Raw genomic sequence first — 11,105 nt, 5'->3', positions numbered from 1 at the left:
CCGTCGGGGCGGGCGCCTGAGCGGCGGCCGGTTTCGCGGCTGGAGCCGCGGCCTCGGGCGCAGACGCGGGCGCGGCGGCCGGCGCCGGTTCGGCGGCGGGCTGGGCGGGGGCGAAGTCGAAGAGCGACGGTTCTTGAGCGGCCTTGGCCATACGCGGAACTTTGCGGCGATTCGGAAACGATCTCGTATGGCGATCCGCGGGCGACGGGGCAAGCGGAAGCAGCGAGCGACCGTCAGAGCCCTCAGGCGTCGACCGGCTCGCCGAAGCGGTTCGGTCCCGGGGTGCTGCGCCGGCACAGCAGCAGCACCAGGGTTCCGAGCGCGGCGATGTAGATCATGTTGTTGAGGAACAGCAGCAGCACCGGCGTCAGGTCCGGTTCCTGCGCGCTGGCGACCTCTGCGAACACCCGCGGCATGGCGACGAGGCCGAAGCCGAGGAAGGGCAGGGGCAGCAGGCCGAGCCAGCCCGGCAGGCCGCTGTCGTGCAGGCACCGGGCCACCGCGGCGGCGAGCAGCGCCACGACCATCACGATCACGGCGCCGATCCCGCCGAACATCAGGCCGAAATCAGGGAGCGCTTCGGGGTGTCCGGCCTCGACCTGCACGGAATAGTGGCCCGGGCCGGCCTGGACGTGCACCGCGTCGGGATTCTCGGCCGCGAGCCGGGCGGCCTTGGCGAAGAAGTCGTTCATTACGGGGATCATGACCGCCATCATCGCCACCATGGTCAGGGCGATCATGCAGGCGGCGTACGGCCAGAACCGCCCGGGGCGCTCGCGTCCCCGGAAGCCACCCAGGTTACGCAGGTTCGCAACGACGCCGTTCATGAATCACCCCCGCCACTCCACGTGGAGGGATGGATAGCGACGCGGCGGGCGTACTGCAAAGCCGGTCGGCGCGCACGAAAAAGGCCGCGGATCGCTCCGCGGCCTTCTCGCCGTTCGTCCAGGTCTTGCGACTTAGCCGTTGTAGTACATGTCGAATTCGACCGGGTGCGGGTGCAGCTGCAGGCGCACGACTTCGGCTTCCTTCAGCTCGATGTACGAGTCGATGAAGTCGTCGTCCATGACGCCGCCCTTCTTGAGGAAGGCGCGGTCCTTATCCAGCGAGTCCAGGGCTTCGCGCAGCGAGCCGCAGACCTCGGGGACGTTCTTCCGCTCCTGCGGCGGCAGGTCGTACAGGTTCTTGTCCATCGCCGCGCCCGGATCGATGCGGTTCTCGATGCCGTCGAGGCCGGCCATCAGCAGGGCGACGAAGGTCAGGTACGGGTTGCCCATCGGGTCGGGGAAGCGGACCTCGATGCGCTTGGCCTTCGGCGACGACACGTAGGGGATACGGATCGAGGCCGAGCGGTTGCGCGACGAGTAGGCCAGCTTCACCGGGGCTTCGTAGCCCGGCACCAGGCGCTTGTAGGAGTTGGTGGTCGGGTTGGCGAAGGCGTTGATCGCCTTAGCGTGCTTGATCACGCCGCCGATGTACCACAGGCACATGTCCGACAGGCCGGCGTACTTGTCGCCCGCGAACAGCGGCTTGCCGGCCTTCCAGATCGACTGGTGCACGTGCATGCCCGAGCCGTTGTCGCCGAACATCGGCTTCGGCATGAAGGTCGCCGACTTGCCGTAAGCCGCCGCCACGTTGTGGACGACGTACTTATACAGCTGCATCCGGTCGGCCATGGTGATCAGGTCGCTGAACTTCAGGCCCAGCTCGTGTTGCGCCGGGGCGACCTCGTGGTGGTGCTTCTCGGGCTCCAGGCCCATCTCGCCCATCACCTGCAGCATTTCACCGCGCAGGTCCTGGCCGGAGTCCACCGGGTTGACCGGGAAGTAGCCGCCCTTCGGGCCCGGGCGATGGCCCATGTTGCCTTCCGGATAGACCTTGGCCGAGTTGGCCGGCAGCTCGACGGAGTCGAAGGCGAAGCCGGTGTTCTCGGGGTTGGTCGACCAGCGCACGTCGTCGAACACGAAGAACTCGGCCTCGGGGCCGAAGTAGACGGTGTCGCCCACGCCGGCCGACTGCACGTAGGCCAGGGCCTTCTTGGCCATGGAGCGCGGGTCGCGGGTGTAGGGCTCGCCGGTGTCCGGGTTCAGCACGTCGCAGAACAGGAACAGCGTGGTCTGCTGGTAGAAAGGGTCGATGTAGCTGGTCGCGAGATCCGGCTTCAGCAGCATGTCGGACTCGTTGATCGCCTTCCAGCCGGCGATCGAGGAGCCGTCGAACATGGTGCCTTCAGTGAGGAACTCCTCGTCGACCATGCCGATGTCGAAGGTCACGTGCTGCAGCTTGCCCTTCGGGTCGGTGAAGCGCAGGTCGACGTAACGGACCTCTTTCTCCTTGATCTCTCTCAGGAGTTCGGCGGGGCTCATGGTGGTGTCCTTGGCGGTTCGGGGAGGGGAGGAAGAGGTGGTCTCGGTCTGGCGGCCCCGGCTTATACAGCCTGGGGTCCGGTCTCGCCGGTGCGAATGCGGATGACGTCCAGGACGTCGGTGACGAAGATCTTGCCGTCCCCGATCTTGCCGGTGCGCGCAGCCGTCTGGATGGCCTCCAGCACGGTGGGCAGCAGGTCGTCGGGGACGACGACTTCGAGTTTGATCTTGGGCAGGAAGTCCACGACGTATTCGGCGCCGCGGTAAAGCTCGGAGTGCCCTTTCTGACGGCCGTAACCCTTGGCTTCGAGGACGGTCATGCCTTGCACGCCAATGTCCTGAAGCGCCTCCTTCACCTCGTCGAGCTTGAAGGGCTTGATTACAGCTTCAATCTTTTTCATGGCGAATCCGGGAAGGGCGACCCGGGACGCGAACGAACATCGCACCGCAGCATAATGCAAGCGGCTTTCGTGCCTTACCCTGTGGGAATCCGGACGATTCTTGCGCCGTGACGCAAAAGCCGCGCAACATGTCCGTGTACCGGCACATTTTTTCGAACGGCCCGACCCTCTCGACGGAGCGGAACAGCGATGCGGCGTGGACGCGAGATCCTGACCGTGGCGGAGGCGGCCGCCGCCGACCGCGGCGCGGTGGAGCAGGGCGTCGAGCGCTTCGCCCTGATGCGCGCCGCCGGACGGGCGGTGGCGCGCGAGCTCATCGCCCGCTGGACGGCGCGGCCGGTCGCGGTGCTGTGCGGGCCCGGCGACAACGGCGGCGACGGCTATGTGGCCGCCCATATCCTGGCCGAGGCGGGCTGGCCGGTGCGCGTGGCCGCCCTGGCCGAACCGACCACGCCTGACGCCGCGCGCGCCCGGACGCTGTGGATCGGGCCGGTCGAGACGCTCGAGCCGAAGGTCGTGGCCGAGGCGGGCGTGGTGGTCGACGCCCTGTTCGGGGCCGGCCTGTCGCGGCCGCTGGCGCATCCGGTGGCCGAAGTGCTGAAGGCGGCCGAGGCGGCGGGCGCGCCGATCGTGGCGGTCGACCTGCCGTCGGGCCTGGCCGGCGACACCGGCGAGGCGTTGGGCTACGCGCCGCGCGCCGCCCTGACCGTCACCTTCCATCGCAAGAAGCCGGCCCACGTGCTTGTCAAAGGCCGGGTTCTCTGCGGCGAGGTGGTGGTGGCCGATATCGGCGTGCCGGAGGCGGCGACGCCTTCGACCCAGCTCTGCGAGAACGGTCCGGACCTGTGGCTGGCCCGCTTTCCCTGGCCCGAGCCGGAGGCGCACAAGCACGCGCGCGGCCGGCTGGGGGTGATTAGCGGGGCCATGTTCGAGACCGGCGCGGCCCGGCTGGCGGCGCGCGCCGGCCTGCGCACCGGCGCGGGCGTGGTGCGGATCTTCTGCGCGCCCGAGGCCGCGCCGATCCTCGCCGCCCATGTCGAGGCGGTGATGCTGAACGTCTTCGAGACCGACATGGAGCTGGAGCAGGCGGCCCAGCCGCTGGACGCCGCCGTGATCGGGCCCGCCGCCGGCGTGACCGAGGAGACCGCCGCCAACCTCGCGGCCCTGGCCCGCACCGGCGCGGCCCTGGTGATCGACGCCGACGCCCTGACCGTCTTCCGGGGCGACCCCGGCGAGCTGTTCGCCCAGCTGGACCGCGACGACGTGCTCACCCCGCACCCGGGCGAGTTCGAACGCGTCTTCCCAGGCCTCTTGGCCGGTTCTCCGGAGCGGATCACCGCCGCGCGCAAGGCGGCCGAGCGGGCCGGGGCCATCGTCGTTCTGAAGGGGCCAGACACGGTGGTCGCGGCGCCGGACGGGCGCGCCTGCGTCAACACGGTGGAGGCGCCGTGGCTGGCCACCGCCGGCTCCGGCGACGTGCTGGCCGGCGTGATCGGCGCCCTGCTGGCCCAGAACATGGACAGTTTCGACGCCGCCAGCGCGGCCGTGTGGATGCACGCCGAGGCGGCGCGGGGCTTCGGGCCGGGGCTGACGGCGGAGGACCTGCCGGACCTGCTGCCGGGCGTGCTGGACGCGCTCTGGCGAGGGGCGCGCTGAGGCCGGCGGGATCGCGAACGGCCGCTTCGGCATTTCCCCAGGCGTGATTGAAGTGGTGCAGGACCTTGCCGGGCTCCGCCTGGGGACCCTGGGCGGCACGGCGCTGACCGTCGGCGGCGTGCTGACGGCCGTACTGATCGTCGTGGGCGCCGCCGTGCTGGCGCGGCTGGTCCGCAACTTCGTGCGGCGGCTGCGGGCGCGCAGCTGGCTGGGCGCGGCCTCGTTCCTCTACATCGTCGAGAAGGTGGCCACCTACGGCGTGGTGATCACCGGCGTGGTCGTGGCGATCTCGACGCTCGGGCTGGACCTGACCTCGCTGGCGGTGTTCGCCGGCGCGCTGGGCGTCGGCGTGGGCCTGGGCCTGCAGGGCGTGGTGAAGGAGTTCGTCTCCGGCCTGGTCGTCGTGTTCGACCGGCTGATCCAGGTCGGCGACTATGTCGAGCTGGAGAACGGGGTCAGCGGCGTGGTCCAGGAGATCGGCCCGCGCGCCACGCGCATCCGCAACAACGACAACGTCAACGAGGTGGTGCCGAACTCGCGCCTGGTGGAGCGGACGGTGACCAACTGGACGCTGAAGGGCGAAACGCGGCGCATCCACGTGCCCTTCAAGGTCGCCTTCGGCGCCGACAAGGACCGGGTGCGCCAGGCGGTGCTGGGCGCCGCCCAGGCCGTGCCCTTCACCCGTCCGGACAGCGAGGCGCGCCGCACCCAGGTCTGGCTGCTCGGCTATGGCGACGGCTATCTGAAGTTCGAGCTGGTGGTCTGGCCCGGCCTGGAGGCGGTGAAGCGGCCCCAGGCCATGCAGGCGGCCTACGCCTGGGCGATCGACGACGCCCTGTGCGAGGCGGGCATCGAGGTGCCGTATCCGCAGATGGACGTGCGCCTGCGCGAACTGTTCGGCTGCGAGGGCGCCGCGGCCCTGCGGACGCTGGGCCTCAAGCGCGAGGAGGCTCGCCCGGCGCCGGCGCCGTCGCCTTCGCCGGCCGCCCACAACGACGCCGCCAACGATCTGGTGGCCGGCGCTGCGATCGACCGGGTGGAGACCGAGCGGCGGGCCGCCGAGGACGAGGCGCACCGCGAACGGCAGGCGGCCGCCCGCGGCGCCCCCGACAAGCCGCGCGCCTGACGCTCAGAGAATCCAGGTGGCGACCAGGGCGGCGGTCGCCGCGAAGGTCACGACCGTGGTGGTCCAGCCCAGCGCGTTGGTGAAGCGCCCGTTGGTCCGCTCGCCCATCAGCCGCCGGTCGTTGGTCATCAGCATCATCAGAAGCAGCAGGGGCGGCACCGAGAAGCCCTGGACGATGCCCGACCAGACCAGCGCCTTCATCGGATTGAAGCCGAGGAAGTTCAGCCCGACCGCCACCGCCGTCACCACCGCGATGGTGGCGTAGAACAGCTTCGATTCCCGCGGCTTGCCCTGCAGACTTCCCTTGCGGCCGAAGGCCTGGACCAGGTCGTAGGCCGCGCCGGCCGTCATCACCGGCACCGCCATCACGCCCACGCCCACCACGCCCAGCGCGAACAGCAGGCCGGCCGCCTCGCCGGCCAGCGGCTTCAGGGCGGCGGCGGCGTGGGCGGCGGTGGCCACCTCGGTCTGGCCGGCCGGGTGCAGGGTCGCGCCGGTCGACAGGATGATGAAATAGAGGATGACGTTGGAGAAGATCATGCCGATCAGCACGTCGCGGCGGGTGCGGCGCAGCTCTTCCCGGGTCGCGCCGCGCCTCTGCCACAGCTTGACCCGGCCCTGGGCGATCTCCTCCTCGACCTCCTGGTTCGACTGCCACGTATAGATGTAGGCCGACAGCGACGTGCCGATGCAGGCCACCACCAGCGACAGGAACTCCTGGGTGAATTCCACCCGCGGCACGAAGGTCGCCCGCAGCACCTCCAGCGGATCGGGCCGCGCCAGCACGGCGGCGCCGATGTAGGCCAGCAGGGCCAGGGCCAGCCACCGGAAGGTGTCGCGCAGCACGCCGTACGAGCCGAAGTACTGCAGGGCGAAGACCACCACCGCCGTGCCGGCCACGATCCAGGGGATCGGTATGGGGACCAGCAGGTTCAGCGCCGCGCCTATGCCGCCGAGGTCGGCGGCCGCCTCGATGACGTTGCCGGTGAAGGCGAAGACCAGCGTCGGATAGAGTACCCAGCGCGGAAAGCGCTCGCGGATGGCCGCGAACAGGCCTTCGCCGCCGACCTGGCCGATCTTCGCCGACAGGTAGACGACGACGTACATCATCGGCAGCAGGACCGGCGCGATCCACAGGAAGCCCAGGCCGAACCGGGCGCCGGCGCTGGCGTAGGTGCCGATGGCGGAGGGATCGTCGTCGGCCGCGCCGGTGATCACACCCAGGCCGAGTTCGCGGAGAAAGCTCTTCCCGTTCCGGGGCCGCCGCTCGGTCGGGATTTCGCGCGGTCGCGGCGTCATGGCCTCTCGCAGGGCTCCTCGCAGGCCGCGAAGCGGACCCCGCACCGAACGGGCGAGGGGGCGGGGAGTTCACCGGTGCGGCGGTTGGCGCCAAGGAGCCGGCTCGGCGCCAATCGCGCCTAAGCGGGCCGCCTTGCGCCCGTGTCGGTCAGGCCGCCTGACGCGGTTCGCGCACCTCGACGCTGAAGTTTTTCGGCCGGCGCTTGAGGTAGATCAGGCGGAACACGGCCGCCCTGGTGGCTGGCCCGCCCGTCTCCGAAAGGAGGACCGGGCCGACGACCTGAAGCTTGTCGATGGCGTCCATGGTGGCGCGCATCGTCTCCCGTCGGGCCGCCAGCCAACCACCGGATTTGCGCAGCTCCGACCATATCGAGCGCGGATGAAGCGACAGATGCGTGGGGGCGCGGCGCCTCGAGGCGAAATCGATCAGGGCGTCCATGACGCGGAACTCGTGTCCCTCGATATCGACTTTCAGGATGGCCTGAGACGCGCCGGCGGCGGCGTCGAGGTCGTCGAAGGTGACCGTCTTTACTTCGATGGGCTCGCCGCTGCCGATCGACGAGGTGACCGAGCCGCCGAAGCCTTCCGGAGCGTAGAGCTTAAGGACGCCGGGCGCTTGGTCGACCGCCGCGTTCCAGACCTCGACGTTCTTCACGTTCGCCTCGATGTTCGCCGCCAACTCCTGGTGGGCCACCGGGTCCGGCTCCAGAGCGATGACCTTCTCGACCCGCGGCGCCGCGTACAGGGAAATCGGTCCGATCCACGCGCCGACATCGACCAGCACGGAGCCAGGGCGAGCCGTCGCGATGTCGATAAACCGAAGCGTCGCGTCTTCCCAGCGCCCGGCCTGCGCGTCGCGCCAGAAGTCCGCGATTTCCGGTCGCGCGCCAACGACCTGAAGCGGGCGATCCCCCAACTGTACGGCCAATCCCGGCACGATTTTGGCTTGTGCGTTTGTCATTTGGCGCCCTCCGGTTGTGGTCTTAGCACGCCGGTTTCCGAGTCGGGAGCCGCTCGGCCTGATGCACGGGGCCGGGCAGAACACCGTCGCCGCTGACCGCTGTGTGGACGTCGATGCGGTTTCCGGATCTCTCAGCGGGCTTGCCTTGCCGCAGTGGTCGACTCATAAGGGCGGACCCTGCGTGCGGATGTGGCGGAACTGGTAGACGCACTGGATTTAGGTTCCAGCGCCGAGAGGCGTGGAGGTTCGAGCCCTCTCATCCGCACCAGGGTTTTTCGGGCTGTTTCGCCCCTCGTCGGAGGGGCTTTGACGAACCCCGAAGCGCCGTGACATAAGGGCCGCTCGCGCCGCCCGAACAGGGCGGCCTTTGGTTTTTCTAAACAAGGCGGAAGGGCGGTCGGGCCGAGGGCCTGGCGACGTGTTCCGAAGGCTGAAAGTCCATGCAGGTCGTTGAGAAGTCGAACGAAGGTCTGAGCCGCGTGCTGCAGATCACGGTCCCCGCCAAGGACCTGGGTCAGAAGCTCGAAGCGAAGATCGCCGAGGTCACCCCGCGCATGAAGCTGAAGGGCTTCCGTCCGGGCAAGGTGCCGTCCGCGCACGTTCGCAAGCTGTACGGCAAGGAGCTGATGGGCGAGATCGTCCAGGAAGCCCTCAACACCTCCAGCCAGAAGGCCCTGGAAGACGCCAACATCCGTCCGGCCGCGCCGGCCGAGATGAAGCTGTCGTCGGACCTGGAAAAGGTCATGGCCGGCCAGGAAGACCTCGCCTTCGAAATGTCGGTCGAGATCATGCCGGACTTCGAGCCGATCGACCCGGCCTCGATCGAGCTGACCAAGCCGACCTACGCCGCGTCGGACGCCGACGTGGACGAGGCGCTCAAGGAGCTGGCCTCGCAGTCGAAGACCTACGAAGCCAAGGGCGGCAAGTCGCCCAAGGCCGCTGAAGGCGACATGGTCGTGATCGACTTCGTCGGCCGCATCGACGGCGAAGCCTTCGAAGGCGGTTCGGCCGAAGGCGCCCAGCTGGTGCTGGGCTCGGGCCAGTTCATCCCGGGCTTCGAAGAGCAGCTGAAGGGCGCCAAGGCCGGCGAGACCAAGACCGTCGCCGTGACCTTCCCGGAAGCCTACCAAGCCAAGCACCTGGCCGGTAAGGCGGCCGAGTTCGAAGTCACCGTCCAGGAAATCCGCGCGCCGAAGGAAGCCGACGCCGACGAGGAGTTCGCCAAGCGGATCGGCTTCGAGACCCTCGACGCCCTGAAGACCGCGCTGAAGACCAACCTCGAGCAGCAGTACGCCTCGGCCTCGCGCTTCAAGCTGAAGCGCGCCCTGCTGGACGTGCTGGACGCCAAGCACGACTTCCAGCTGCCGGCCAAGATGGTGGAGACCGAGTTCGGCGCCATCTGGAGCCAGGTCGAAGCCGACAAGGCCCGCGGCGGCCTGCCGGCCGAAGACGCGGCCAAGTCGGAAGACGAGCTGAAGGCCGAGTACCGCAAGATCGCCGAGCGCCGCGTGCGCCTGGGTCTGGTGCTGGCCGAGATCGGCCGCCGCAACAACGTCGGCGTCTCCGACCAGGAGCTGTCGAACGCCATCATGGCCGAAGCCCGCCAGTACCCGGGCCGCGAGCGTCAGGTGTTCGACTTCTACCGCCAGAACCCGAACGCCGCCGCCCAGCTGCGCGCCCCGATCTACGAAGAGAAGGTCTGCGACATGATCTTCGGCAAGGCCAAGATCGCGGACCAGACGGTCACCAAGGACGAGCTGTTCGAAGACGAAGAGCTGTCGGCCTGACCTGAGGTCGGAGGCTGAATTCAGGAACGGGCCCGCCGGCGACGGCGGGCCCGTTTCGCATTTGGGGGCGGCTTCCCAAGCCACAGGCGCTGCCGTACCGTTGTTCCTCAGGCGAGGGGCCGGGGAGGGCGCGTGATGGCGGGATGGATGGTCGGAGCGGCGCTTGCGCTGCTGGTCGCCCAGGCGGCGGAGCCCCCTGCGCCGGCGCCCGACAAGGACGCGCCGGCCACGGTCGAGGACGTCGTGGTCACCGGACCGCGCGCCAAGGCCATTTCCGATTTCGTGCAGGCGATCTCCGAGCCGACCAAGGAGCGGCGGCTGTCGCGCTGGAACCGCACCATCTGCCCCGCGACCATGGGCCTGCCGCGCAAGTACGGCGAGTTCCTGAACGACCGCCTGGCCCAGGTGGCCCGCTCGGTGGGCCTGGAGGTCGACAAGCCGGGCTGCCGACCGGACATCCTGATCGTGGTCGCCGACGACGTGGACCTGCTGATGACGGAGCTGGAGACGGCGCACCAGGCCGCCCTGGCGGTCCGGCCCTATTCGGACGACAACCTCAGCTCCGCCGGGACCAAGGCCTTCGGCGAGTTCCTGCACGAGAAGCGCCCGGTGCGCTGGTGGCACGTGTCGACCACCACGCCGTCCGGCGGCCAGCCGGTCAGCCATGTGCGAAACGGCGGCATGATCATCCGCGGCGTGTCCGACAGCCGGCTGAAGTCGACCGTGCAGGAGGAGTTCGCCGGCGTCCTGGTGGTCGTCGACGCGAAGATGGCCCAAGGCGTGAGCTATGACGCCCTGTCCAGCTATCTGGCCATGGTCTCGCTGGCCCAACTGGATCCGCACGCCCAGACCAGCGGATCCCCGACCATCCTGAACCTCTTCAGCGAGCGGGCCGCCGGCCAGCCCGGCCCGTCGGGCCTGACGGACTGGGACCAGGCCTATCTGCAGGGGCTGTACGGCGCGCGCGCCGACGCGCCGAACCTGCGCAGCCAGCGCAGTTCGATCACGCGGCGCCTGAAGCGGGGCGGGGACGAGGCGCCCGCCAAGGGCGACAAGCGCTAGTCGGCGCTCCTGGCCCGCGCCTCGGCCGTGTGCCGGCGGCGCAGCACCGCGGCGACCAGCACCCAGACCAGGGCGCCGAGCGCCAGCATGCGCGTGGTTTCGTCCGGCACGGTGCGGATCACCCAGTCGTAGGCCGGCTGAAGGGCGGAGGCGAGCCCGGCGGTCGAGACCCGCTCCAGCGCCTCGGCGTCCGGCACCAGGCTGCGCAGCTCGGTCATGCCGGCCGACAGCGCCCCGATCGCCGCCACCGGGGCCAGCGAATAACGGGTCAGCCAGGGCGCGAGATTGCTGAGCACGCCGGCGACCGCGGAGCCGCGCTGGACCGCGCGCGCCCCTCGCGCGAGTCGCGGATGGGCAGGCGGCGGGGCGTGTGCGCGAGCGGCCGGATGGGGCGCGGCGGCCAGGACGGCCGGCTCCGGCGCGGCCTCCGCGTGGGCGGCATTGGGC

At 69.7% G+C, this 11,105-nt stretch carries 10 protein-coding genes and 1 tRNA gene; 5 read left to right on the top strand and 6 right to left on the bottom strand.

Annotated elements, in window-relative coordinates:
* Window positions 1-242: 242 nt before the first annotated feature.
* From G3573_RS16580 to G3573_RS16570, 3 genes are all read right to left on the bottom strand, one after another.
* The gene (locus G3573_RS16580; RefSeq protein WP_163262633.1) at window positions 243-827 is read right to left on the bottom strand and encodes a DUF805 domain-containing protein; all 585 of its coding nucleotides are present in this window, start codon (window positions 825-827) and stop codon (window positions 243-245) included.
* 132 nt (window positions 828-959) lie between these two features.
* A complete protein-coding gene (gene glnA, locus G3573_RS16575; protein WP_163262630.1) occupies window positions 960-2,366 on the bottom strand; it encodes a type I glutamate--ammonia ligase in 1,407 nt (468 codons plus the stop codon).
* 62 nt (window positions 2,367-2,428) lie between these two features.
* A complete protein-coding gene (locus tag G3573_RS16570) occupies window positions 2,429-2,767 on the bottom strand; it encodes a P-II family nitrogen regulator (RefSeq protein ID WP_163262628.1) in 339 nt (112 codons plus the stop codon).
* A gap of 189 nt (window positions 2,768-2,956) precedes the next feature.
* Between G3573_RS16570 and G3573_RS16565 the strand changes: the two genes are divergently transcribed.
* Window positions 2,957-4,423: an NAD(P)H-hydrate dehydratase gene (locus G3573_RS16565; protein ID WP_163262626.1), complete on the top strand. Its 1,467-nt coding sequence runs from the start codon at window positions 2,957-2,959 to the stop codon at window positions 4,421-4,423.
* Between the two features lie 52 nt (window positions 4,424-4,475).
* A complete protein-coding gene (locus G3573_RS16560; protein ID WP_346427405.1) occupies window positions 4,476-5,549 on the top strand; it encodes a mechanosensitive ion channel domain-containing protein in 1,074 nt (357 codons plus the stop codon).
* A 3-nt stretch (window positions 5,550-5,552) separates the two neighbouring features.
* Here the strand turns inward: G3573_RS16560 and G3573_RS16555 are convergent, their stop codons facing one another.
* On the bottom strand, window positions 5,553-6,848 hold the full coding sequence (locus G3573_RS16555) for an Nramp family divalent metal transporter (protein WP_205598307.1): 1,296 nt from the start codon (window positions 6,846-6,848) through the stop codon (window positions 5,553-5,555).
* Window positions 6,849-6,996: 148 nt separating this feature from the next.
* Window positions 6,997-7,809 carry an FkbM family methyltransferase gene (locus G3573_RS16550; protein ID WP_163262622.1) on the bottom strand — a complete coding sequence of 271 codons (813 nt, stop codon included), beginning with the start codon at window positions 7,807-7,809 and terminating at the stop codon, window positions 6,997-6,999.
* 183 nt (window positions 7,810-7,992) lie between these two features.
* Here G3573_RS16550 and G3573_RS16545 point away from each other — a divergent pair.
* The 3 genes from G3573_RS16545 to G3573_RS16535 all read left to right on the top strand — a co-directional run bounded on the left by G3573_RS16545 (window position 7,993) and on the right by G3573_RS16535 (window position 10,658).
* Window positions 7,993-8,077: transfer RNA gene (locus G3573_RS16545), tRNA-Leu, on the top strand.
* A 172-nt stretch (window positions 8,078-8,249) separates the two neighbouring features.
* Window positions 8,250-9,596, top strand: a complete 1,347-nt coding sequence (gene tig / locus G3573_RS16540; protein ID WP_163262620.1) for a trigger factor — start codon at window positions 8,250-8,252, stop codon at window positions 9,594-9,596.
* A gap of 135 nt (window positions 9,597-9,731) precedes the next feature.
* On the top strand, window positions 9,732-10,658 hold the full coding sequence (locus tag G3573_RS16535; protein ID WP_163262618.1) for a hypothetical protein: 927 nt from the start codon (window positions 9,732-9,734) through the stop codon (window positions 10,656-10,658).
* On the opposite strand, the gene G3573_RS16530 is transcribed toward G3573_RS16535, so the two are convergent.
* A partial coding sequence (locus tag G3573_RS16530) for a hypothetical protein (RefSeq protein WP_205598306.1) occupies window positions 10,655-11,105 on the bottom strand: 451 nt, incomplete at its 5' end. The two genes, G3573_RS16535 and G3573_RS16530, sit on opposite strands and share 4 nt — an antisense overlap.

Source organism: Caulobacter sp. 17J65-9 (assembly GCF_010975005.1).
Classification (GTDB): Bacteria; Pseudomonadota; Alphaproteobacteria; order Caulobacterales; family Caulobacteraceae; genus 17J80-11.
The sequence above is the reverse complement of the archived record's forward strand: the minus strand, read 5'-3'. Positions and strand labels throughout refer to the sequence as shown.